Annotated in this window: 17 protein-coding genes and 6 pseudogenes; 6 read left to right on the top strand and 17 right to left on the bottom strand. The window is 56.6% G+C overall.

Annotation, left to right across the window (positions count from 1 at the left end):
- Positions 1 to 68: 68 nt before the first annotated feature.
- The 6 genes and pseudogenes from QP803_RS24145 to QP803_RS23550 all read right to left on the bottom strand — a co-directional run bounded on the left by QP803_RS24145 (position 69) and on the right by QP803_RS23550 (position 5,871).
- Positions 69 to 209 carry a transposase gene (locus tag QP803_RS24145; protein ID WP_350356123.1) on the bottom strand — a complete coding sequence of 47 codons (141 nt, stop codon included), beginning with the start codon at positions 207 to 209 and terminating at the stop codon, positions 69 to 71.
- Positions 210 to 325: 116 nt separating this feature from the next.
- The gene (locus QP803_RS24150) at positions 326 to 937 is read right to left on the bottom strand and encodes an ISL3 family transposase (RefSeq protein ID WP_350356122.1); all 612 of its coding nucleotides are present in this window, start codon (positions 935 to 937) and stop codon (positions 326 to 328) included.
- Positions 938 to 992: 55 nt separating this feature from the next.
- Positions 993 to 2,655: pseudogene (tnpC, locus tag QP803_RS23535) on the bottom strand (IS66 family transposase).
- A 66-nt stretch (positions 2,656 to 2,721) separates the two neighbouring features.
- Positions 2,722 to 3,069 carry an IS66 family insertion sequence element accessory protein TnpB gene (gene tnpB, locus QP803_RS23540; protein ID WP_284948313.1) on the bottom strand — a complete coding sequence of 116 codons (348 nt, stop codon included), beginning with the start codon at positions 3,067 to 3,069 and terminating at the stop codon, positions 2,722 to 2,724.
- Positions 3,066 to 3,422 (bottom strand): IS66-like element accessory protein TnpA, encoded by a 357-nt coding sequence (tnpA, locus tag QP803_RS23545; RefSeq protein ID WP_284948314.1) that lies wholly within the window; start codon positions 3,420 to 3,422, stop codon positions 3,066 to 3,068. Before tnpA ends, tnpB (QP803_RS23540) begins: the two co-directional genes overlap by 4 nt.
- A gap of 892 nt (positions 3,423 to 4,314) precedes the next feature.
- Positions 4,315 to 5,871, bottom strand: coding sequence for a hypothetical protein (locus QP803_RS23550; protein ID WP_284948315.1), 1,557 nt, complete (start codon positions 5,869 to 5,871; stop codon positions 4,315 to 4,317).
- Positions 5,872 to 6,264: 393 nt separating this feature from the next.
- Here QP803_RS23550 and QP803_RS23555 point away from each other — a divergent pair, with 393 nt between their 5' ends.
- Positions 6,265 to 7,608, top strand: a complete 1,344-nt coding sequence (locus QP803_RS23555; protein WP_284948316.1) for a GT-D fold domain-containing protein — start codon at positions 6,265 to 6,267, stop codon at positions 7,606 to 7,608.
- A 35-nt stretch (positions 7,609 to 7,643) separates the two neighbouring features.
- On the opposite strand, the gene QP803_RS23560 is transcribed toward QP803_RS23555, so the two are convergent.
- The 7 genes and pseudogenes from QP803_RS23560 to QP803_RS23590 form a co-directional block, all read right to left on the bottom strand.
- Positions 7,644 to 8,791 (bottom strand): IS3 family transposase gene (locus QP803_RS23560; protein ID WP_284948317.1). Its coding sequence is split into 2 segments (ribosomal slippage): positions 7,644 to 8,530 and positions 8,530 to 8,791, totalling 1,149 coding nucleotides; the frame shifts between segments, so codons are not numbered across the junction.
- A 373-nt stretch (positions 8,792 to 9,164) separates the two neighbouring features.
- Positions 9,165 to 10,115 (bottom strand): sulfotransferase family 2 domain-containing protein, encoded by a 951-nt coding sequence (locus tag QP803_RS23565; RefSeq protein ID WP_284948318.1) that lies wholly within the window; start codon positions 10,113 to 10,115, stop codon positions 9,165 to 9,167.
- Between the two features lie 639 nt (positions 10,116 to 10,754).
- Positions 10,755 to 11,342, bottom strand: a complete 588-nt coding sequence (locus QP803_RS23570; RefSeq protein WP_284948319.1) for an IS5 family transposase — start codon at positions 11,340 to 11,342, stop codon at positions 10,755 to 10,757.
- A pseudogene (locus QP803_RS23575) lies at positions 11,339 to 11,569 on the bottom strand (transposase); the annotation flags it as partial. The gene QP803_RS23570 and the pseudogene QP803_RS23575, both read right to left, overlap by 4 nt.
- 670 nt (positions 11,570 to 12,239) lie before the next feature.
- A pseudogene (locus tag QP803_RS23580) lies at positions 12,240 to 12,446 on the bottom strand (Mu transposase domain-containing protein); the annotation flags it as partial.
- 67 nt (positions 12,447 to 12,513) lie between these two features.
- Positions 12,514 to 14,052 (bottom strand): IS3 family transposase, encoded by a 1,539-nt coding sequence (locus QP803_RS23585; RefSeq protein WP_284948320.1) that lies wholly within the window; start codon positions 14,050 to 14,052, stop codon positions 12,514 to 12,516.
- A gap of 84 nt (positions 14,053 to 14,136) precedes the next feature.
- Positions 14,137 to 14,280: pseudogene (locus QP803_RS23590) on the bottom strand (ATP-binding protein); the annotation flags it as partial.
- Between the two features lie 148 nt (positions 14,281 to 14,428).
- Here QP803_RS23590 and QP803_RS23595 point away from each other — a divergent pair.
- Together QP803_RS23595 and QP803_RS23600 are read left to right on the top strand one after the other, a co-directional pair.
- Positions 14,429 to 15,576, top strand: a protein-coding gene (locus QP803_RS23595) for an IS3 family transposase (RefSeq protein ID WP_284944463.1) whose coding sequence is annotated in 2 segments (ribosomal slippage) — positions 14,429 to 14,687 and positions 14,687 to 15,576 — 1,149 coding nt in all. Because the reading frame shifts where the segments join, the coding sequence is not laid out codon by codon here.
- 244 nt (positions 15,577 to 15,820) lie between these two features.
- Positions 15,821 to 16,699, top strand: a complete 879-nt coding sequence (locus QP803_RS23600) for a hypothetical protein (protein ID WP_284948321.1) — start codon at positions 15,821 to 15,823, stop codon at positions 16,697 to 16,699.
- Between the two features lie 346 nt (positions 16,700 to 17,045).
- Here the strand turns inward: QP803_RS23600 and QP803_RS23605 are convergent.
- Positions 17,046 to 17,423 (bottom strand): annotated as a pseudogene (locus QP803_RS23605) (integrase core domain-containing protein); the annotation flags it as partial.
- A gap of 60 nt (positions 17,424 to 17,483) precedes the next feature.
- Here QP803_RS23605 and QP803_RS23610 point away from each other — a divergent pair.
- The gene (locus QP803_RS23610; protein ID WP_284944420.1) at positions 17,484 to 18,056 is read left to right on the top strand and encodes a transposase; all 573 of its coding nucleotides are present in this window, start codon (positions 17,484 to 17,486) and stop codon (positions 18,054 to 18,056) included.
- A complete protein-coding gene (gene tnpB / locus QP803_RS23615) occupies positions 18,053 to 18,355 on the top strand; it encodes an IS66 family insertion sequence element accessory protein TnpB (RefSeq protein WP_284948322.1) in 303 nt (100 codons plus the stop codon). Before QP803_RS23610 ends, tnpB (QP803_RS23615) begins: the two co-directional genes overlap by 4 nt.
- Here the strand turns inward: tnpB (QP803_RS23615) and istB are convergent.
- Together istB and istA are read right to left on the bottom strand one after the other, a co-directional pair.
- Positions 18,336 to 19,145, bottom strand: coding sequence for an IS21-like element helper ATPase IstB (istB, locus tag QP803_RS23620; protein ID WP_284945084.1), 810 nt, complete (start codon positions 19,143 to 19,145; stop codon positions 18,336 to 18,338). The genes tnpB (QP803_RS23615) and istB overlap by 20 nt on opposite strands.
- Complete coding sequence (istA, locus tag QP803_RS23625) at positions 19,142 to 20,653, bottom strand: IS21 family transposase (RefSeq protein ID WP_434082870.1); 1,512 nt, start codon at positions 20,651 to 20,653, stop codon at positions 19,142 to 19,144. The genes istB and istA overlap by 4 nt, the downstream gene beginning before the upstream one ends.
- A 300-nt stretch (positions 20,654 to 20,953) precedes the next feature.
- Here istA and tnpC (QP803_RS23630) point away from each other — a divergent pair, with 300 nt between their 5' ends.
- Positions 20,954 to 22,549: an IS66 family transposase gene (gene tnpC / locus QP803_RS23630; RefSeq protein WP_284944418.1), complete on the top strand. Its 1,596-nt coding sequence runs from the start codon at positions 20,954 to 20,956 to the stop codon at positions 22,547 to 22,549.
- Positions 22,550 to 22,605: 56 nt separating this feature from the next.
- Here tnpC (QP803_RS23630) and QP803_RS23635 read toward each other — a convergent pair.
- Positions 22,606 to 23,435 (bottom strand): annotated as a pseudogene (locus tag QP803_RS23635) (IS3 family transposase); the annotation flags it as partial.
- Positions 23,436 to 23,496 lie beyond the last annotated feature (61 nt).

Consider the following 23,496-nt stretch of genomic DNA (forward strand, 5'->3'; position numbering starts at 1 on the left):
CCCCACCGGCCAAGAATGTCCCGCGACGAGACCCGCAATCACGGTGCGCTACCTGCCTATCTGCCGCGCTACGAGATGGTGATCAACGTATACTGCTTGCGCCATGTATAGATCAGCCCCGTGCCAATGCCATGCCGGTCGGCCACGACCTGCGCCACCGAACCAGGCGACAAGGTCTCGCGAACGATGGCCAGCTTGGCTGCTGTCAGTTTTCCGTAACTAAGAGAATGAAACTCGCAGCGAAATCAGCAACTTGATCTTTCTCTATGAGAATGACGGAGGGATTTTGCCCTTAACCAGGAAAACTGTCATTAAGCCAGTCTGGTCATCCGGTAGGTCGGAATTTGCGCCAAAAAGAACGATTTAGACAGGCCACGATCTCGACACCCGGGTGATCACGCAGCCAAGCGGCGACAGTGGCGGCCTCACGGTCAGGCAAAAGATCGACCACGTCGTTCGTCTCGAGGTCCACCAGCACCGTGCCGTAGCGACGACCCCGCCGCCATGCCCAGTCGTCGATGCCGAGAACACGAGGCGTACGACCGATCTCAGAAGGTCGAAGGGCCGAAGCTAGACGCAGCAGTGTATCCGGACTCGTCGGCGCCGAGATCCGTGCCGCTAAGCGCGCTCCGGCTTCGCCGCCGAGCGCAGGACCAAGCTGTTGCTGGAGATCTCGCAATCGCGCGGTCCGACGGCTAGCAGGCCTTGCCACGTCCATCAGGCGCTCCGCGAATGTACGGCGAGTGCAGTGGCGATTCACGCAATGAAACCGCCGCGCAGCGACGCGGAGCGTTACCGGCCGACCCAGCCACGGCAGGTCGTGCAGCAGACGTCGATACGTGCTGTGAATGCGTCGCGACAGATTGCGGCAGACCGGGCATTCCGCCGATGCTGATCGAGGCACTACTTCAATTAAGACCCGATAAAGTGTAAGCATTCGGCGTAGGCCGCAGGGCTATTGTGGATCGCTCGACAGTTTGATCTGGTGCTGATCAGGCAGCGAGAGCGGATGCCATCGGCCTCCAGTTCCATGGCAGCAGCTCGTCAAGGCGATGCGCGGGGTGGGCGGCGATCCGGCCAGGACGTCGGCGAGCCAGGCCTGAGGATCGATGTTATTCATCTTTGCCGTGACGATGAGGCTGTACATGGCAGCAGCCCGCTGGCCACCGCGATCGGAGCCGCAGAACATCCACGATTTCCGCCCGAGAGCTATGCCGCGTAGCGCGCGTTCGGCCGCATTGTTCGACAGGCACACACGCCCGTCTGTCAGGAACAGGGTAAAGGCGTCCCAACGTTTGAGTATGTAGTCGATGGCTTTGGCGAGGTCATGAGCCGAAGAGAGCTTGGCGCGTTGCTCGCACAAATAAACACGAAGCTCATCGACGAGCGGTCTGCTCAGTTTCTCGCGAACCACCCGCCGTTCTTCGGCGGTTTTGCCGTTGATGGGTCTCTCGATATCGAACAGCGCGTCGATGCGGCGCACGACCTCGATCGCGATGGGAGAGAGCATAATCACCTTCTTGCCCGCAGCCTGTCGTCGGGCGTTCTCCTCAAGATCGGCCATCGCGAAGAACGGACGCCGGGCATGAACCCAACATCCTGCCTCCAAGATGAGACCCGGACTTCGGTCGAGTAGGTAGAGTTTGCGGTATCCATCAAAGGCGTCAGCCTGGAAGAGTCCAGCATAGTTGGCCAAATGACTCTGCGGATGTTCGCCTTTCCGGTCGCGCGAATAATAGAACATCGCCGCAGGCGGCGATGTTCCGCCGAACGGCTTGTCGTCACGCACATAAACCCAGCAGCGACCCGTATCGGTCTTTCCCTTGGCGAGCACCGGCACCGTCGTGTCATCGCCATGGAGGCGTTCTGCCGCCATGACGTGGGCCTCGATCAGCTTCAAGATAGGAACCAGAACTGTGCAGCACGAGCCTACGGCGTCCGCCATGGTCGACAGGCTGATCGACACGCCTTCCAGGGCGTAGCGCTCGGCCTGCCGGTTCAGAGGCTGATGCTGACCGAACTTCTCGAACAGGATCATCGCTAGGAGGTTTGCCCCCGCCCATCCCCTGGCGATTACATGGAAGGGCGCCGGTGCCTGGCTAATCTTCTCGCAGTCCCGGCAGGTGAACTTTTCGCGTACCGTCTCGATACCTTCCACTGACGCGGAATCGATTCCAGGCTCTTGGTCACGTCCTCGCCCAGCTTGCGCAGCCGCTTCCCGCCACAGCAGTCGCACGCGGCTGGCGGGTCAACGACCACGCGCTCGCGAGGAAGGTGTTCGGGGAAGGTATTTCGCTCGGGGCGCTTACGCTTGAAGCCCGCCACCGTGGTGACCTTGGCAATGGCGATTTCGGCGGCCAATTCATCTTCGGTCGCGCTCGCTTCCAACTCCTCGAACTGTAGCGCCAGTTGATCGATGAGCTGGGACGATCTCTCCGAACGGGGGCCGTAGAGTTGACGCTCCAACTTGGCAATCCGCAGCTTCTGATGTGCGATCATGGCCAGGTCGGCCGAGGCGCGGGCTCGGGCGACAGCGAGTTCTGCGGCCCTCACGTCACGCTCCGCGGCCAGTTCCCGCATCTTGGCGCGCTCGATCGTCAGCGCCGCTTTCAGCGCGTCGATATCGTCCGGAAGGTCGGAGAGGTCGGCGTCCATGACCCCGATTGAATCATGAATCTCGGGCGATTAGTACCCGTTTTATGCCGAGTAGGGCCTTTTTGGCTATCCCGCGCTCGCCGGGCGGAAGGTATGGCGAGGGTTCCGCCAGTCGATTCCGTCGAGCATGTAGCCCAATTGTGCCGCTGAGATCGCCACCACGCCATCCGCGGGCGATGGCCAGGTGAAGCGACTTTTCTCCAACCGCTTGGCATAGAGCGACATCCCGACACCGTCATGCCAAAGGACCTTAATGAGATCGCTTCTGGCCCCTCTGAACACGTAGAGATCGCCCGCGTGCGGATCCCGACCCATGGCTTGTTGAACCTGCAGGGCGAGGCCGTTCATACCGCGACGCATATCCGTCCGTCCGACCGCCAACCATACGCGCACACTTGCGGGGAATGCGATCATCGCCGCTCCAACGCATCCAGCACGACGCGCAGGGCGGCGGCTTTGATGGTGCCACTGATCCGAACCCGATAACCGCGCGGAAGCTCGATCTCTATGAGGTCGGTTGCGGGCGCCACAGTCGCCACTACGGGCTCATCCGGCGTCACGACGAGCGGCACAAGTTGCGGCGACCCCGCAGACGGCTCCTCGCCATAGCGCTTGCGCCAGGTGAAGACCTGGTTGGTGTTCACGTCGAACTGTCGCGCGACCATCGACACCGATGCCCCTGGCACCAGGGAAGCCGCCACGACCTGCCGCTTGAGCGCTTCAGGCCACGACCTATTCTGCCGCCGCACGCCCAAATTTGTGTCCATCTTCTCGTTTGTGGACACTTCCCACCATCACGCTCCGAAGGCCGATAGCCTCTGTGATATCCTCAAATATCGGAAGGCAGCCGCTGCCGAAGGGATACGATAAAGTGTCGAGACCACCCGGATCACCTTAAGCGAACGCGGAATGAAAGACAGCAAGGCGGAGGACACAGGGACGAGCACCATGGACATGAATCCATGTCTCTCCTTGATTCGCCCTCATAGTAAAAGCCTGGGAGCACGGGAAGTGCGGGAGAACCAGTTTCACTCCGGTATCAACAGTTGGATGGACCAGCACCGAATCTCATCGGAACGCGACGTCTGCAACTCGCCGCTGAAGCTGGCGGCGGTATCGGTCTGCTCATCCTGCCGGACACAGATCTCGTTCCGCCGTCTGCCGCCAGGAGCCGATGGCGGGTGTCATCCGCCTTGGCTATCCGGCCCGGCACCCCTTCCTGGAGCCTTTCGCTGCTCCGCGTCTCCGGCGGCCGTCCCGGCGCGTGGAACGTCTCCTGGGATTGCTCGGCGAAGCAACTCGTCTGCAGCATCGGCGTCGGGCACATGGACAAGCAACCTTTCCGTTCCGGCGCGTGAGAACCCGACGCTACCTCGTGCTGCATCTGCCGCGGTTGGCGACGGACCGCATCCGACATCCTGAGCCTGACCTTAAGGAGCTCCCGCTCGCTGCTTGGGACACCTTCGGCAACCGTCATCCGCTGACATGTGTCGATGCGACGGGAACCACGCTGCATGCCGTGCGACTGCGGAAATTGCAGCTTGATCCTACGCATCTGCCGCCGGGACAACCAGATAAGGTCACTCATTGGCGGTAGCTCCGACACCACCAATAAGTCAACTGATTGCCGCACCTCAGACAATTTAAGAGGTCCTGCGCCTAGTTGATCACGAAACCTAATCTCGCCAACTGAGACGGTGTACCAATATCATAGTCAAGTTCATAGTTCGTTACTTCACCAGCTTGGAATGACGATTTTTGCTCCGGATGAAGCTCGCTGTCTATTACCTCTGAATGCAATTGAACTCCACCGCATTTCGTTCCATCAACGCATGTAACATGCGGACGAAATCTCAGGAATCCATCGAACTTTTTTGCAACATTTGGTAAATGAATAGCAATTGCAATATCTTCGCCGCGCACAGTCCATACCAGAACAACATATGAAATAGGTTTAGTTGCCACCATGCAATCACCGTCCCTGCAAACGATGTTGCGGACTTGGTCATGTGGTGTTTGCGACAGATCGAAATAAGGATAAAGTGGGCCGATCGAGCGATCTCTTCCGGAAAAATACACCTTTAACTTTCGATTGTCAGGGCTGAAGTACATGCCGTAGTCGAATTGAAATCTTTTCCATACGGTGCTAATTTGATGCCGAACAGAATATTGAAAATGTAAACGAATTATATGAGACCCGTTGTCCACCAATAATTTTTCGGCAAGAAAATTTAGCCGCCCTTCTCCAAAAAGTATTCCTGAACCATAACATGGGCTCGTATTTATTTCAGCACTCGGATCAGATCCTGATGGGCGGTAGTCATTTGAATATAACGGTAACCAAGACAATTGTTGGAAGCCGAAATTAGGTACTACACTAAGCGGCGCTTCGTAACCCCATACTCGAGCACTGTTGCCCGCTGCTTGGTTGAAATGCCTAGTTTCACCCGATCTAGCATCGACTCCTCCCATGCTAACCTGCCAAGCAGCGCCACCCGCGCTTCGTGAGTCAATCACATTCATAGGGAGATCACTTGCTGAGGGATTTATTAAATTGAGAGCTACGATTACACCTCCTATTGTGCGATCGAGGCCAACATTGACCCAAGCGTCTGATCCTTTAAAGGTCAGTGCATCTGTTGGAGATGCCTGGTTCGGTACACCAGCGATGTTGCAGTTAAGTTTCTCGCTTGTGTCGGAATTTTTAGCAGAAAATGAGTCAATTCGGCTAAACTTAAATGTTAGACGCTTTATTACGTTTGGTGATATTTCTACCGTAATTTGTTGTTGGCTAAGCCTTTCAGGTCCAGGAAGTATTTCTCGTATTCTTCCTTTGCAACTGGCGCAGCCGTAAACGTCAACACTGAAACCAGATGGAACTTGCACTCCGACTTCATATAATCCGATAGGTAGCTTCAACGACACGTCCGGTTGTGAAGACCCAAAACTTGGGCCATAATCATTGAATGGGATTTGGTGATTGGGTGTAAGATGTGACAATCGTCGGATGGATATTGTGGACCCAGGAGTCGTAAAAAGCTCACCCCGCTCGTCAAGTTTACGGATTTTCATTTCTCCTAATTGCGTCGCTGTGGTGTAGGGTCCAAAGTTCGGCGCTGTGCCAAAACTTTCCGGCACAGCTACCGAAACTTGGCCAAAAATTATTAAAGCAACCGAAATAAAACCAATAAATGAGTTATCGCGAAAGTTGGTCATACTTTGTCCAAGATAAACGTGTAAAAATTAGAATTTCTAACATTGAAACCCAGTTTTTATTGTAAGCGGTGCCGTCGGGACTATAAACATTACAAGCTGCATGCAAGTCGTCAAACAAAGAACACCACGAATGTTGCACAATCCTGTACCAACGTTAGTGACTGGTTGAGAGTGCGACTAGGTCGGTCTATCGAGCCTTACGTCATTGGGATCGTCCTCCGCTTCCCTCCCGGCACCACATAGTCAGCGCCTGTCCTCAACCCCCGCAATCTCAGACGGTCCCCCACTGCAGCAGGCCCTCTTTAGAACGTATTAGAGCTAATTGGTTCTAGCAGAAATATGCGGCTACGACTATACAGAGAGCTCTATCAATCGCTTGTTCGGATGTTGCCTATGCAAAGTTCTAATGACATCACACGGCTCATAGAAGAGGCAAATATTGCTCTAGACAACTTAGATGCGCAAGAGTTTCTGAGCATCGGATTGGCCTGTGTCGAAGCATCGGTACCGCCGATCAAATTAGCTCAGCTCGCCATCAAGGCACGTCAACGCGGCCTAGCTGATTGCGGCCGTCAGTTACTTGAACAATACCGGGCGACTGGATCCAAACCAGATGAAGCCATCTATGTCGAGCTCGCTTTTCAAAAGCGGCTTGCGGGTCTTCACGATGAAGCTGCAGAACTTTTCTCTGCTGCGGCCGCTCTTCCAAATTCTCGTTTTTCTACTAAGTTAAATGAAATTCATATGCTTTTTTCGGCGGGTTCCTTTGATAGGGCTCGATCATTAATCGCATCGGTAACAACGATAAGCTCATCACAATATCAACTACTTCACTCGATGTCGGAGTTTGGAAACTACTTGGAAAGCTTTCCCAAGCAGTATTCAGAACGGAAGTTTAGTGTCATTAGATCTAGTGAGCGATGGCTTGACCATGATCAGGTCTCACGCAAAATCTTGGATGCAATTGAGAGCAAATCTGCTTTTTCACTTATTCGATTAGGGGACGGGGAAGGGGCATTCCTTCGAATCGACAAGGATGATGAGCGTAGCTATCAAAATCTATATGATGCAAATCGTCAAAATCGAATGGCAATGTGGTTTGGATCACAATTTGACTGGAGGAAGAACGGTTTTTTTGAGGAGACCCAGAACCTACACAAGTCGATCCAAACGTCAGATATTGTGGCCATTCCAGACCTAGCCTGGCTAGGAAACGGATACTCTATATCTAGTCAAAGTGGTATACCATCGCTTGTAAATATTATGCGATTATTTTCTAATCCTACGCAACTTCCAGAAGATCTGAATTTTACAAAGGCGACCATTGCTAAGGATTTGCACCTTCACGGCTATTTCGAGGTTATATTGCGAGCCATTAAGCGTGTAACGATTATTAGCTGTTTGCCGGATTTGCCAAATTTAATGCGAGGTTATTTCGGTATTAAAGACGTTACGTTTCTCCAAATCCCGGGCGAGCAAGGTTCACGCGAAGCTTTAGGAGGGCAAGTTGACTTCAGCACGCACTATCCTGAGATTTACAGGCAAGTTCAAAACGCCTTGGATAAGCCATGGCGCGGAGAAGTTGTGCTCATTGCTGGAGGAATTTTGGGTAAACTCTATGCATCAAACATCAAACAACACGGCGGTATAGCCCTGGATATTGGTTCTCTAGCCGACAGATGGCTTGGCAAAAAGACTAGGCCCGGTGATGATCCTAGATTCAAATTGGATTTATGACGCATGAGCTGCTGCCGGTTTCGTGGACACGCAGCTTAAGCTGACGCTTTGATCCGCTCGAATTCCATAGGGCTGAGATAGCCGATGGTCGAGTGGCGTCGGCGTAAATTATAGAACCGTTCGATGTAGTCGAATACGTCGGCTCGAGCCTGGTCCCTCGTGCGATATACCTTGCGGGCTGTTCGCTCAGTTTTCAGCGAGGAGAAGAAGCTCTCCATTGCCGCATTGTCCCAGACATTCCCTGACCGACTCATGCTGCAACTAACGTTATGATCTGCCAAGAGCTTCTGGAACTGTTCACTGCTGTACTGGCTTCCCTGGTCCGAATGATGCAGCAACGCATCTGGTTTGCCGCGGCGCCAGATCGCCATCATTAACGCGTCGGCCACAAACTGAGCTGTCATTGTGACGCTCATCGACCAGCCCACGACACGACGCGAGAAAAGGTCAATGACGGCAGCCACGTAGAGCCAACCTTCTGCCGTCCAAAGATAGGTGAAGTCGGCGATCCACTTCTGGTTCGGTGCTGTAGCTACGAATTGGCGGTCCAGCACGTTGGCAGCCGCCTCGTTCCGCTCGCCCTTGTCGGATGGCAGGCCTCTGCGGCGCGGTCGGGCCCGTAAGGCTTGCTCGCGCATGAGCCGCTCAATGCGGTGCAAGCCACACACGTCACCCTCGGCCAGGACGTCATGCCAGACGCGCCGGGCGCCATAGGTCCGGTCGCTGCCGACGAAGCTGGCCTTGACGTGCGCGCCGAGAATTTCGTCGCTGCGTGCCCGAGCGCTGGGCGATCGGGTGAGCCAGGCGTGGAATCCACTGCGTGAGACACCGAGCGCCTCGCAAAGCCACCGCACCGGCCAAATCCCTCGATGCTTCGCCACGAAGCCGAATTTCATATCGACTCCCTCGCGAAGTAGGCCGCGGCTTTTTTTAGGATATCGCGCTCCGCCTTGAGCTTTGCGACCTCACGCCGCAGACGATCTATCTCCTGCTGATCCGGCTTGAGCTGGCCCTGGCCCGGAAATGCCTGCCCAGGATCCGAGGTAACCTCCTTGATCCATCGTCGCAGAATGCTTTCGCCCACATCCAGGTCCCGGCTGGCCTGCACCAATGAAATCCCACGTTCATTAACTAGCCGGACCGCCTCCAGCTTGAACTCCCGGCTGAACTGTCGTCGCGTCATTTGCATCCTCCAATCTCGCGAAACACCTTAATCTCGGTGTCCACCAAACCGGCAGCAGCTCAATACGCCACAACGCTTGCCAGCCTGCACATCGTGGCCTTTGCTTGTCTCATACTCAGACAAGCAGCCGCTATCGCCGCAGGTTCATAACTCCCTCTAAGTCGGCCGTATCCTTTGGGTCTTTGAGGAGTCTCTTGCGCGGCGTGCCGTCTGTGCACGCCGCGTCACACCGCCGGCACGGTCTGGGGCCGAGTTCGTTACTGGAATTTCACGAGACATCTCCAGCGTTGATTCCGTCGCAGAAATGGCTTACATTATCGCCAAACATCGAACACGCAGCCAACCCAACTCCCGAAGCAGCGCTTACAATAGCTTAATTCTTAGAATCCGTAGAGAAATAGACTTCCAGTTCTTTCCTGTAGAACGTATTCAACAATTGATTTTCAAGATCAGCATCTTCTTTTGATATCGACAGAGTTGACGATTCCGATCTCATATTGTGTATGTCTGGAATGTCTTCCCCTGTTAAGGTTCTCAGCAGCCCGATTGCTCCATTCGTATCTGAGACATCAAACAAGTTTGAGTACCGAGACCTTACAAGACCAAGATAGCCCGTCATTGGATCTGTATGATGTCTGAAATCATCAAAAACTTTTCGATATTCATGGAAGTTCCTTAAAACTTCACTGAAGCTCGGATTCGAACTGAGCCCATAGTAAACGCTTTTTCCCTGCGCATCCCGCACAAGACTCTGAGCTTCTCGGATATTCTTCCGATAGTACGACCTTAGTCGATCCAAAGGGTGGCGAGTAATCGCTACCTTAGCATAATCTTTGTATGTAGAATCTAATTCCTGAAACGCCACGACCTTTTCAAATTCTTGAACGTGAAAATGGGATGCTTCAAGTTGCCGCTGCTTACTTGAAGCGACAAGGATCGCATCTTTTAATGATGACGAACCACACTTAGGTATGTTGATATAGATCAATTTGAGATTTTCTAATAATAACAATTTAGTATATGGTATCTTTGCCGTTATTATATCCATAATGTGAGGTCTATTGAGCCTCAGGATAACGTTCCTCATCATTGAACGAGCAACTATTTCGTCCCCGATCAGACGATAAACCCTTGCAAGTTTAAGCCAAACATCCGGGTGGTCCTGAACCTCTAAGTAGCTACGCAATAGCGTCAGCGCTTTATCAACATTTTCCTCAGCAATTGCTTTGCTTGATTCCTGTAAGATTTTTGCAACGCCGGCTGCTTTTCTCTCATCGATTGGCGGCAACGGCACCGAGCCTTGGCGAACTGAATCTGCATCCACGTCTATCGTCTCTCACTGTAAATATCTCATCATAGACTTCTCCAGGTTCCGTTGTAAATGCTGACGAATTTCGGATAGATTCCAGAGGCGTCACAGCTAAATAATCACACATTATAAGGATTTGGAATGGCCAAGAACGAGTTCAAGTGATCGATACACCAAATTTGTAGCAAATCCGTCGATCCTGCATTTAGTTCATTGGACCCCCTTCACATTGCATCTCTCAAGCAGCGTGCAGTAGCTCAGGCTAGGATAGAAGCATGAAGAAGCCGCTCGACCGTCATTCTTACCACTCCGAATTTTGCCAATGCCCCCGAATTGTGTGGCACTATCAAATGTCAAGGCTGAGCCTTTGAATCGGGCCCATTCTGGGTTAGCGCGGCGTTATCATCCTGTATTAGAGTATGCGGCAATAGTGCTTGAAGTCGAAGTAAGTTCCGCGAACGTGGTTCGAACACGTCGGCCGGATACAAATATTGCCACTGCTATGCCTTCATCCGCCGTGAGGGTTACTTGCATTGTAAGGTTTTGGCTGCTCGTCACCACCCCACATCATGCTTTACTTTGCTACGCAGCGGATCACAGCAAACCGCGGAAAACAGGCGTTCAACAGTCTGCTAAGAGTCCGTTTGAGAAAGGTTAGCTATGGGAGATCCGCCGCAAGAGCAGGCTGCCCATGGCGACGTGGAAAATGGCTTCGGATACATCGAGGCGGGTCTCGTAATCGCGGACGAGCCTGCGCCAGCGTGTCATCCAGCCGAAAGTGCGTTCTACGACCCAGCGCCGCGGCGACACTTTGAAGTCCGGGTCTTTGTCGGTTCGGCGTACGATCTCCAGCACGAAGTCCCGAAACATAGCTTTGTCGAGCAGCTTGGTGCGGTCATAGGCGCCATCGGCAAACAGATGCTTGAGCCAAGGCCAACGCTTGCGGACAGCGTCGAGGATGGCCTGTGCTCCGGCGCTGTCGGAGATGTCCGCCGTGGTCACATTGACCATCAGCAATCGTCCGTCGGTATCGACGGCGATGTGGCGCTTGCGAATGACGATCTTTTTGTTGGCGTCATAGCCTCGCGCTTGAGTGTGGGGCGCTTTCACCGTCTGGCTGTCGAGCACGCCGCCCGTGGGGCTGGCTTCAGTTCGCGGTCGAGCATGAGCGACACGTCGTGAATGGTCTGGAACAACATGCGGCGAACGAACCGCCTGAACCACCAGTAGACGGTTTGCCACGGGGCGAAATTGATCGGCAGCATGCGCCAGCCACCGCCACGGCGCGCCAGATATCGGATCGCATTCAGTATCTCGCGCAAGTCAACGCTGATTTTGCGGCCGCGCTTGGGCGGCTTGGGCAACAGCGGCTGGATACGCTCACACTCGCCGTCAGTCAGGTCAGTCGGATACCGCTTGGTCTTGTGGGCGATGTCGGCCATCCGGCCTCGATTCTGTTGGGTCCACATTCCAAGCTTGAATCACACCGGACCGGGCCGCCACAACCATTCTCAAACGGTCTCTCATCACGCCTAATTTCGATTCTGCGAGCTCGACCTTGGGCTATTGATCGCTCACGGGTCAGTGCATGCGATATTTTCATGGGGAAGATCAATCACTAGTTACTCGTGCAACTCAAGACGATCTAGAGCGAACGCAAAGAATTTCGAACAATCCAATCAAATCCTGTTCAATACGAGCTCCGGCGATCTGTGCTCCCGACCCACTATGATCTTTAAGCACGCCAGCGTATCCAAGAGCTCTAGCTCGCATTTCTTCAATGTCATGCTCCGTTAGAATGCCTTTTTCTTTCAGTTGCTGTATCAGCGACTGTATCAACATGGTAGATGCATTAACCTTCGTGAGAAGGTTGTCAATATTTGCTCCTGGGAACGCCACTCTCTATCTTCCTCTTCGATTACGCGTAGAACCTCAAAAAAGTATTTTAGCAGTACGCTGAAAAAGGGGTATCCCTTTGGAAGCGGCCGACTCCTGATATGCGAGTGCATCGTAGGCTATAGCCTTCGGAGTGCGATGGTGGAGAGTGACCACAACCGAGAAGATAGACCCAAGTTGGGTGTCCGGCGGCAGAAGAGGTAGTGGCCTGAGCGCTGAAATAGCAGGTCGTGGTCGGCTCTTTTCTGATGGTCTTTGACATATTAGCTGCTCGCGCTTGGAGCTGCGCGGATGATAGGCGACGACTTCGTCGGCTAAAAGCACGACGATGTGGTCGGCATGGGCTCGCACCAGCCCGCCGCGACCGGCGGCGCGGGCGTCGATACTGTAGTGGTTTCGGTCGTCGGTGATCAGGCAGGTGGTCGTGGCGCGCATGGGCTTTTCGCTGAATGTCAATCGGCTGTTGATTTCCGCGGAGATCTGACCCGGGGGGATGCGGACAAAAACTTGGACTGGGTTAAGCCTTGAGTCCGAGACTTTCTCGGTATTCGATGGGGCTGAGAAAGCCAAGAGAGATCTTGATTCGCTTTGCGTTGTACCAGCTGATGTAGGAATCGACTACCTGAATGAACTGCTCAATGGTCGTGGCCTTCCAGTCCCGAGGGCAGAACAGTTCCGTTTTCAGCCGTCCGAAGAAACCTTCGCATGCAGCGTTATCAGGCGAGCACGCCTTGCGAGACATCGAGCGAATCAACTTTGCGTCACCGATCCTCGATAGCCAACCGGGCCAGCGATAGTGGGCGCCACGATCTGAGTGAACGATGGGTCGGGCGTTGCCGTCAGCTACCGTCTCGATGGCTGCATCCAGCATCGTGTTGACCAGTTCAGCATCTGGATGAGCCCCAATGGACCAGCTGATGACCATGCCATCGAAGCAGTCGATGATGGGCGAGAGGTGGACCTTACCCGCCGGGATCTGGAACTCGGTGATGTCGGTCAGCCACTTCTCGTTCGAGGCCGCTGCCCGGAAGTCGCGATTGATGAGGTTTTCGGGCGCCGGACTGATCTCCCCGAGATAGGAGCCGTACCGGCGCCGCTTTGGCTTGGAGACGACCAAACCCTCTTGTTTCATCAACCGCTGCATCACCTTCTCCGAGATCGTGATGCACTGCCTGGTCAGCGAAGCTTGTAGCCTGCTGTAGCCGTAGCAGCAGTTGTTCAGTTCGAAGATGTCGGTGATGGTTTGCCGCAGGACAAGGTAATTGTCTGCCATCTTCACACGGCCTTGATGGTAAAAGTACGAGCTGCGCGCCAGATCCACCTGAGCAAGGAGCTCTGGAAGAGTATAAAGCTCTTTGAGGGCGTCAATCAGCAATGTCTTCTCCCGGTTGGTCAGGAGCTGCAGATCGACGCCCAGGCCTTTTTTTACTATTTCATTGGCCTTCTTCAAGAGGTCGCGCTCGAGTTGCAGATGCCGGATGTCACGCTGCAGCAATTCGAGTTGTCGTTGCAGCTCTGCCAGCTCTGGTGCCGGCGGTGAGTTGTTGTTGCGGTTCATGGATGCGGGAGCCTCTGGGCCGAGTAGCTGGTTTTTCCAGTTGTACAACGTCGGCCTGCATACACCGAGCTTTCCCACCACAGCCCGCGCACTTTCTTGTCGACTGCAAAGGCCGATGACTCCGGCCTGCTTAAATGCCTCGGGATAGCTTGGACGACCAGACCTCCCAACGATGGGTTTCCTGGCCTCAGGAAGCGCCTCGCGAACCCATGTGGTCAAACTCCCACGACCGGGATAGCCCAATGCCCTCATCGTCGCAGCAATGCAGCGATCGTGAGTGAGGTAGTGTTCAACAGCCGCCTCCTTCTCCGCTTGCGAGTACTTGGGATCCCGGCCCGCATAGCCCACCGGCAAATCGAGACGTTGCTCGTATTCCCGGTGCCAGCCCTTCAGGGCATTCTTGGAGGGGTAAACCAGCTGACGAATGGTCGCCCTGACGCGTTTGTCGAGCTTGATGAAGAGTTCGACAGCTCGAACCCTGTCTTCGTACGAATGCATGAACTAACTCCTGGTAGTCCAAGTTTTTGTCCGCATCCCCGGCGTTCCATCGAGAATTGACCCGGGTGATTTATGATTTCGGCGTCAGGGCGCCGTCAAGGGAGAAGCCTTCTTCTTTCGTTTTTGGGTTTTCTGAGCAGAGCTATTCCTGAAGCGGAAGCTGTCGTTGCCGGTTTCGAGGATGTGGCAATGATGCGTCAGGCGATCCAACATCGCGGTTGTCGCCTTCGAGTGCTGCCAAGGTTGGATCGTGAGAAAACCTTGGCGTCGATCAGGGGAAACCGGCGTTTATCGCGCTGCACGTGGGCGACACGTGAGCTGCTGCCGGTTTGGTGGACACCGAGATTAAGGTGTTTCGCGAGATTGGAGGATGCAAATGACGCGACGACAGTTCAGCCGGGAGTTCAAGCTGGAGGCGGTCCGGCTAGTTAATGAACGTGGGATTTCATTGGTGCAGGCCAGCCGGGACCTGGATGTGGGCGAAAGCATTCTGCGACGATGGATCAAGGAGGTTACCTCGGATCCTGGGCAGGCATTTCCGGGCCAGGGCCAGCTCAAGCCGGATCAGCAGGAGATAGATCGTCTGCGGCGTGAGGTCGCAAAGCTCAAGGCGGAGCGCGATATCCTAAAAAAAGCCGCGGCCTACTTCGCGAGGGAGTCGATATGAAATTCGGCTTCGTGGCGAAGCATCGAGGGATTTGGCCGGTGCGGTGGCTTTGCGAGGCGCTCGGTGTCTCACGCAGTGGATTCCACGCCTGGCTCACCCGATCGCCCAGCGCTCGGGCACGCAGCGACGAAATTCTCGGCGCGCACGTCAAGGCCAGCTTCGTCGGCAGCGACCGGACCTATGGCGCCCGGCGCGTCTGGCATGACGTCCTGGCCGAGGGTGACGTGTGTGGCTTGCACCGCATTGAGCGGCTCATGCGCGAGCAAGCCTTACGGGCCCGACCGCGCCGCAGAGGCCTGCCATCCGACAAGGGCGAGCGGAACGAGGCGGCTGCCAACGTGCTGGACCGCCAATTCGTAGCTACAGCACCGAACCAGAAGTGGATCGCCGACTTCACCTATCTTTGGACGGCAGAAGGTTGGCTCTACGTGGCTGCCGTCATTGACCTTTTCTCGCGTCGTGTCGTGGGCTGGTCGATGAGCGTCACGATGACAGCTCAGTTGGTGGCCGACGCGTTAATGATGGCGATCTGGCGCCGCGGCAAACCAGATGCGTTGATGCATCATTCGGACCAGGGAAGCCAATACAGCAGTGAACAGTTCCAGAAGCTCTTGGCAGATCATAACGTTAGTTGCAGCATGAGTCGGTCAGGGAATGTCTGGGACAATGCGGCAATGGAGAGCTTCTTCTCCTCGCTGAAAACTGAGCGAACAGCCCGCAAGGTATATCGCACGAGGGACCAGGCTCGAGCCGACGTATTCGACTACATCGAACGGTTCTATAATTTACGCCGACGCCACTCGACCATCGGCTATCTCAGCCCTATGGAATTCGAGCGGAACAAAGCGTCAGGCTAAGGTGCGTGTCCACCAAACCGGCAGCAGCTCATACGTCGCACCTGGCTCGACCATCAAAGCAATTTTCGACCCCACAAAGCGCGCCAATGTCTTTCGTCTGTCGAGGCCGTCCAGGTAAACTTCAGAAGCAACGACATCAGCGCCTTAGCTCTTTTAGGAGCACATTTTCTATAATTCCGTATATCGCTGCTCAAATCAAAAATTCCCCACTTGACTATCAAATTTACGTTGGAGATATACATAGATGGTTCTCCTTCTATCGTCGCCCGAGCGCAAACGGCTAATCCGCAACACAAAACACTCTTTCGAATCATATGGATGGGAAATAGTTGGAGGCGATGATGTTTCTGAAGCGGATTTCATAGCCAAGCACGATCAATCTCGCCTTTTTATTCAGTGTATAGATGAAAACATAAGAAAGTTTATTTCGAACGAAACGCTGATAAGCCAAATGTCTAGTGACGTAAGCATATTGAGGGCGAGGAAGAATGTTAGATTAGTCTACGTGCTGAATTTTACTCCGGATGGTCAGCCACTTAGTCAACTACTATTGTCGGATGTTATAGCTTTCCACCTCAATGAAGTCGAAAAAATCATTGGAATCGCCACTATCACCGTATACTCAAAAGATTTAGACGAACGGCAAGTGTCGTTATTAAAGTCTCAACGCAATAGTTGCTTGCGCCTTTCGCGAAATTATCTCGATATTGGCGGTATTGAGAATGCGATAGATTGGGCAAGATTCGCAGTGCAAGCAGACAAAAAGATGGCGGCTGCATCATACGTGTTTCTGCTTAAAATTCTGGTTGATCACGGCTACAGAGCTCAAGCGGCAGAAGTTTCCGAATTAGCTCTTTCATTGGCGCCCGACAACTTGGGATTGTTATCACTTAGCAAAACTCTAGCTCATCAGCTTAACCATTCAACCAAGGTCGAGCAGCTGAATGAAAAAATCCAGTCGGTCAGTCAACGACCAGATCACAAGTTCCGGCAAAGATTTGCTCAATTAAGCGGTCGGGATAATGATAGGGATGTGACCCTTGATCGTAATAGTTCACCGAACTCGAAGGTCAAAACTAAACCGAAAAGGTGGTTTAGGCGGCTGATTAAATGGGTAAGTTGATCACAAATCCAATGATGTAATTGACGGCCGCAAGCATGCCAGCGTCCTACACGACTTTCTGGGGAAGCTAAAACCGCTGGACCGTCGGTCCGTGTTGTAGCACGCTAGTTTGCTTCGGCATGGGAGAAGAGCCCCCTTTCGCCATGCCGAAACACACTCTGGAGCCATCCAAAGTGACCAGTCCCCATCGAGTGGTCCATGCACAATTTTATTGAACGGCAGCATGAGATGCTGAACCCGTTGGTGGAGTATGCGGGGACGCGGCGGTGTCGGTGAGGTGATCGTCTCCGGTGCTGGCGGTCGATAGGCAAGCGACGAGTGCGGTCGGTGACGTGATCCCCGTTTCTCATCCAGCCGTAACGAGAGTCCGGGCGTGATCTGATCCGTCTTGTTGATGGGTGGCAAGAGCCCGGCGCGCGGAGCCCTCAGGTAGCGCAGGGCGCTGGGCGGTCTCGCCGCAGAGCCTCCGGGCGTATTCCTCAGGCGTCAGGTAGCCGAGGCTCGAGTGAGGCCGCACCTCGTTGAAGTCATGTCGCCATGCTTCGAGCTTGGTCCGGGCGTCGCGGAGCGAGCTGAACAGGGTCTCGTTCAGGCACTCGTCCCGCAGGCGCCCGTTGAAGCTTTCGCTGAAACCGTTCTGCTGAGGCTTGCCGGGGGCGATGTAATGCCAGCCGACCTTCTGCTTGTCGGCCCATTCGAGGATGGCGTTCGACGTCAGCTCCGTGGTAAGCGACCGGTGATGGCCGCCTTGTCCGAATGAAGGGTTTTCGCTCTCTTCTGTTGTATGGACAGCGAGAGAATCTCAACCACTGAAGCTGCGACTGTGGCAGCCACTGTGGCAACTTCTGAGTCTCGGATCGAGATCGTCTCTGAACGACGGCCAGCTTATAGCGCGGCCTTTCGCGCACGGGTCGTGGCGGAATCATCTGGCCCAGGGGTCCGGGCTCCAGACTTAGCGCATCGCTACGGTATCCACGTCAGCCTCATCTATCGATGGCGCCGGATGGCGAAGGCACAAACGATGGTGACATCCTCTGTCCCATCGCGGCGCAGGCGGCCGGACACCGTAGAGGCGGCCCCCGTGGAGGTGCCGGTCACCTTCATCCCGCTCGGGATTGTCGGACCTCCAAAGCCCAAGGTTCAGCCATCTACCGAGGCCCGCGGCACATCGACGCTCGGCATGGACATTGCCAAGGTTTCGCGGCGGCCCCGGGGGGCCGTTCCGCGGCGCGACAGGGATGAGCGACCGAGCATCATCGAGATCGACATGGCGGGCGGCACGACACTGCGGGTGGATGCGACCGTCGATGATGGGGCGCTCCGCCGCGTGCTGGCCGTGCTGCGGAGCCTATCGTGATCCAGGTTGCCGCGGGCACGCGGGTCTACCTGGCGTGTCGTCCTGTCAGCATGCGCTATGGGTTCGATGGTCTCGCGGCCCAGGTGGCACCGATCCTGGGCGTCGATCCCTTCTCGGGCCATGTCTTCATCTTCCGCGGCAAGCGAGCCGACTACCTGAAGTGTAGCGCGGCGATCTGGACCGGAAAGAGCGTCAATCAGGACTGGAAAGTGCAGTCGCGGCAAACGATGATTGACGCTGCACGACAAGAGGGCAAGAGCTTTTTGATTTTGCCCCGCGTCAATCAGATGGAGTTTTGATTGACGCGCGAGTGGGTGGCCGTCCGGGTCCGGCTTTTCGGTCGATCGCCGCTCTTCTTCTGAAGCTTTCAACGTTCATCTCGAAGATGGTGGCGTGGTGGACCAATCTGTCGACGGCGGCCAAGGTCATAGCTTGGTCGGGGAAAATTCGTCCCCATTCGCCGAAGGGTTGATTGGCGGTGATCAGCATGGATCGCCGCTCGTATCGCGCGCTGATGAGTTCGAACAGGACGCTGGTCTCGGCCTGATCCTTGGTGACGTAAGCAAGGTCATCGAGGATGAGCAGATGATACTTGTCAAGTTTGGCGATGGCCGCCTCGAGTTGCAGTGCTCGGCGGGCAGTCTGGAGCTTTTGGACAAGATCGGTCGTGCGGGTATGCAGGACGCGCCATCCGTTCTCGACGAGTGCGAGCCCCAGTGCCGCACCAAGATGGGATTTGCCTCCGCCAGGTGGGCCGAAGAACATCAAATTGGCGCCTTGGTCGAGCCAGCTATCGCCCGCCGCCAGGGCCATGATCTGAGCCTTGCTGACCATCGGCACCGCGTCGAACTCAAAATTGTCCAGGGTCTTTCCCACCGGCAGGCGGGCTTCCTCGACGTTACGTCGAATGCGCCGGTTCGCGCGTTCCGCCATCTCATGCTCGGCGAGCGACGCGAGGAAGCGTGCCGCTGGCCAGCCCTCCTTGTCGGCGCGCGCGGCGAAGTCGGGCCAGATGACCTTGATGGTCGGCAGCCGCAAATCATTGAGCGCCAGCGTGAGGCGACCAGTGTCGATGGCGTCTGCGCTCATGCGGCTTCTCCCACGACAATGGTGGCAAGTTCGTCGTAGGCGCTGAGGGGCATGTAGGTGACGACGATCGCGGGCAGCGCCGCGGCATCGGGCGTGAAGACCCCTCTCAGGACGCTCATATCGGGCAGGATATCGGCATCGAGGTCTCGCGTGAGACGCTCGGCGAGTTCACCTTCGCAGGCTCGGTCATGGGCCAGAGCCAGAAGATCGACCACGGTGCGGCAGGCCACACGTGCCGAGACGGTGGCCAGCAGAACGTCAAAAGTTCGGCGATAGGCTTGGCGAGGAAAGAGCTTGTCGCGATAGACCAGCCCCATGAGCGCCATCGGTTTGCGCCTCAGCGAATGGATCAGATGACGATAATCCACGACGTGATCGTGGGCCCCACTGGCATGGGCGCGGCCCCGCGGCATGGTCATCTGCAGGGACGCACCAAGATAGACGTCCAGACGATCGTCATAGAGCCGCGCCCGTAGCCGATGACCGATCAGCCGTGACGGCGTGCTGTAGAACACCTTGCGCAGGACGAAGCCGCTGGAGGAGGTGACCGTGACGATCGCTTCCTCGAAGTCGATCGTCCGACGCCCTGGCAACTCCCGCAAGGTTGCTCGCTCGATGTCGATGCGAGCGCCGTACTTGGCGTTGTGGCGACCGCTCACCTCATCGATGAAGCCGCGATAGGCCGTCAGGTCGACGAAGTCGCGTGAACCGCGCATGAGCACACCGTCCTCGACAGCCTTCTTGAGGTGTCCGTGGGAACTTTCGATCGATCCGTTCTCATGAGCGACACCGGTGTTGTTGCGGGTCGGCTCCATGCCGTAATGCGCGCAGAGAGCGTCATAGCGCGTGGTCAGGTCCGCCCGGGCGCCGTCATCGAGGTTGCGAAAGGCCGCCGACAAGCTGTCGCTGCGATGTTCACTCGGAGCGCCGCCCAATGCCCAGAGAGCGTTCTGAAGTCCTTCTGCCAAGGCGACGTAGCTCTCGCCGCCAAGAACGACATGCGCGTGCTCGAAGCCCGAATAGACCAGGCGGAAGTGATAGAGGCGGTGATCCAGCGGCTCCCGGGCGATGGTGATCGCCAGATCGGCCATGTCGGTGAAATCCGACAATCCCATCCTCCCCGGCTCATGGGTCTGGCGAAAGATCACCTCCTGCTCGGGTCCATGAAGGCCGCGCCACCCACGGATCCGGCGTTCCATCGTCCGGCGCGTGCCGAGATAGCGTCCCGGATAACGACGGTTCATCTCCTCGATGATGGCGACTGACCTCAGGCCTGGCGCGGCGCGCAGCATGGGGACGATCTCGCTGTCCCAGATGTCGACAAGGGGGTCGGGCCGCCGCCGTTCCCGAGGAGGCTTCCCAACAGGTCGCAGGCGCAGCTCCTTCTCGAGGAGATACGCGGTCGCCGTGCTGAACCCCGCCTTGGCGCCAGCGATCGCCGGCGTGTGGATGTCACGAAGCTTCATATACAGCCTCCTCTGGCAGTCGGTGAGATGGCGGCCGGTCAAACATGGCGTCCTTCATTGGCGTGAAGTCGCTGTTCTAACCGGTCGGCCTCGGCTGCCAGACGGTGCGACCCCTCAATGGGTCGCCCCGCCACCGGTGTTCTCCCTTGGTCAGGCTACGCCCTCTCTACGGGACAACACCGGTGGCCATTCTTATCCTGATTGACGCGCGTTCTGGTCCAGATCGCCGCGCAGCACGGTCGCACCGGAGGCGCCACGCACGCCGGTCGCGGTTTAGCGGAAACTGCCTTCGCCGCGCTGAAAAGGCTGTACCCGAGTGGCCGGGTCCGGTACAATGGTGGCATGTCCCTGGCGAGTGATCCTCTCCCGACAGATCCAGATGCGTTGCGGGTTTTTGCTGAAACCCTGCAGGCGGAATTGGCGCGCAAGGACGTCGAGATCGCTGCCAACGCGGCAGAAATCCATGCGAAGGCGCTCCATATCGAGAAGCTGAAGATGCAGCTCGCCAAGCTCCGGCGGGCACGGTTCGGACAGTCTTCCGAGAAGCTTGACCGAGACATCGAGCAGCTCGAACTCCTGATCGGCGACCTCGAAGAGGATGCGGGCGAAAGTGAAGCCCGGGCCAGAGCGGCTGTCACGGCCCTGCATGGTCGACCTGGTGCCGCCGAGCGCAGACATCCGGTGCGCAAGCCGCTGCCCGAGCATCTACCCCGTGAAATCGTCACCCACGACCCAGTCGGGGTTTGCCCGGGCTGCGGCGGCACCGTGTTCAGCCGCATCGGGCAGGACGAGCGTGATGTGCTGGAATACGTCCCATCCAGCTTCAAGGTCATTCGGCATCTTCGCCCCAAGCTGAGCTGCAGGTCTTGCGAGACGATTGTCCAGGCGCCGATGCCCACGCTGCCGATCGAGCGCGGGCGCCCGGGGCCGGGACTGATCACCCATGTCGTCGTGTCGAAATACTGCGACCACATCCCACTGCACCGCCAGGCGGGGATCAGCCTCCGTGAAGGGGTGGAACTGGACCGCTCGACACTCGCCGACTGGATAGGACAGGCGTTGTTCCTGCTGGCGCCTCTTGCCGAAGCCATCGGTCGTCATGTCCGTGCGGGCGTCGCTGTCCATGCCGATGACACTACGGTTCCGGTGCTCTCGCCGGGTCTGGGCAAGACCAGGACGGGACGGCTCTGGGTCGCGGTGCGGGACGAGCGGCCCTGGGGATCGGATGTGCCGCCCGCGGCATTCTACCACTACTCGGCAGACCGGAAGGGCGTCCATGTGGAAGCGTTGCTCGGCTCCTATCGTGGGTTCCTGCATGCCGACGGCTACGGCGGATTTACCCGGTTCTACAAGCCGACGACCCCACTGGGTGACGCCCCGCTGGTCGAGGTCGCATGCTGGAGCCATGCCCGGCGGCACTTCTACGACGTGCACCATCAAACGGGGTCGCCGATCGCCCTTGAAGCTCTTCACCGGATCGCGGCTCTGTTCGCCGTCGAAGGGCACATCCGCGGAAAGCCGCCCGACCAGCGCGCCTTCGCAAGGCGAGAACACGCCGAGCCACTGTTGGAGCAGCTCAAGCAATTCCTCGAAACAGAGCTCCTCCGGATCAGCGGCAAGAGCTCTCTCGCCGAGGCAATCCGCTACACCCTGTCACGCTGGAAAGCGCTGACCCGCTACGTCACGGATGGCAGGCTCGAGATCAGCAATAACGCCGCTGAACGCGCCATGAAACCTCCGGTCCTCGGAAGAAAGAATTACCTGTTCTGCGGCTCTGACGCTGGCGGACAGCGCGCCGCCTGCATGTACACGATCGTCGAGACGGCCAAGATGAACGGCATCAACCCTCAGGCCTATTTAACCGATATCATCGGAAGGATCGCCGACCATCCTATTCACAGGATCGATGAGCTTCTGCCATGGCGATGGAAACCATAATCCAACGCTGAAGCCGATCAAACCGCTACGACCGCGGCCATTGGCCGACGCTTACGCTCCGTGCCGTTGTCGCTGAGGATGGTCGCTGGCTTTCCGCGCCTGGCGATGATGGCGTCCAGTTCGCGGGCCTCCCGGCTGCCGCCGATCGAGGTGTCGGGGACGAGGGCCAGGCACTCGCGGGTGCAGTCGTCGTACACTTCCAGAATCCTGAACCTCCGGCCGTCGGTGAACTGGTCGGCGACGAAGTCCAGGCTCCAGCGCTGGTTCGCGGCCGTGGGGGTTTCCAGCGGCCGCCGCTCGCCCAGCACCCGCTTACGGCCACCGCGGCGACGCACGGTGAGTTTTTCTTCGCGGTAGAGCCGCTGGACGCGCTTGCGGTTCACTGCGTGGCCATCGCGGCGCAGCAGCACGTGCAGGCGCCGGTAGCCGAAGCGCCGGCGCTCTAACGCCAGGGACTTCAGCCGATCGCGCAGAGCCGTGTCGTCCGGCCTGGTCGACCGGTAGCGCATCGCGCTCCGGTCCGCGCCAATCACCCGGATCGCCTGCCGCTGGCTCATCTCATGGGCCGACCGTAGATACGCCACGGCCTCCCGACGCGCGGCGGGCGTCACCATTTTTTTCCTAGCAGGTCCTTCAGCGCAACGTTGTCCAGCATGGCGTCTGCCACCATCCGCTTGAGCTTGGCGTTCTCGTCCTCCAGCGCCTTTAGCTTCCGTGCCTCTGAAACCTCGAGGCCTCCATACTTCGCCTTCCACTTGTAGAACGTCGGCGACCTGACGCCGTGCCTGCGGCATAGCTCCGCGACCGCTATGCCGGCCTCCTGTTCCTTCAGGATCCCGACAATCTGATCCTCGGTGAACCTAGAGCAAAAACCGACCGAATTGATTCGAAAGCTCTTCCCCGACGCGGGCCCGATCTGATTCTCTGTGCTTGCGTAGGGGGAAGCA

The sequence above is a fragment of the Acidisoma sp. PAMC 29798 genome, assembly GCF_030252425.1.
GTDB lineage: Bacteria > Pseudomonadota > Alphaproteobacteria > Acetobacterales > Acetobacteraceae > Acidisoma > Acidisoma cladoniae.

What these genes read in the sequence shown, in the direction of transcription:
- QP803_RS24150 (WP_350356122.1), bottom strand. Translation starts at nt 937, where the DNA reads ATGCTTACACTTTATCGGGTCTTAATTGAAGTAGTGCCTCGATCAGCA.
- tnpB (WP_284948313.1), bottom strand. Translation starts at nt 3,069, where the DNA reads ATGATCGCATTCCCCGCAAGTGTGCGCGTATGGTTGGCGGTCGGACGG.
- tnpA (WP_284948314.1), bottom strand. Translation starts at nt 3,422, where the DNA reads ATGGACACAAATTTGGGCGTGCGGCGGCAGAATAGGTCGTGGCCTGAA.
- QP803_RS23550 (WP_284948315.1), bottom strand. Translation starts at nt 5,871, where the DNA reads ATGACCAACTTTCGCGATAACTCATTTATTGGTTTTATTTCGGTTGCT.
- QP803_RS23555 (WP_284948316.1), top strand. Translation starts at nt 6,265, where the DNA reads ATGCAAAGTTCTAATGACATCACACGGCTCATAGAAGAGGCAAATATT.
- QP803_RS23585 (WP_284948320.1), bottom strand. Translation starts at nt 14,052, where the DNA reads ATGCATTCGTACGAAGACAGGGTTCGAGCTGTCGAACTCTTCATCAAG.
- QP803_RS23600 (WP_284948321.1), top strand. Translation starts at nt 15,821, where the DNA reads ATGGTTCTCCTTCTATCGTCGCCCGAGCGCAAACGGCTAATCCGCAAC.
- QP803_RS23610 (WP_284944420.1), top strand. Translation starts at nt 17,484, where the DNA reads ATGGACAGCGAGAGAATCTCAACCACTGAAGCTGCGACTGTGGCAGCC.
- istB (WP_284945084.1), bottom strand. Translation starts at nt 19,145, where the DNA reads ATGAGCGCAGACGCCATCGACACTGGTCGCCTCACGCTGGCGCTCAAT.
- tnpC (WP_284944418.1), top strand. Translation starts at nt 20,954, where the DNA reads ATGTCCCTGGCGAGTGATCCTCTCCCGACAGATCCAGATGCGTTGCGG.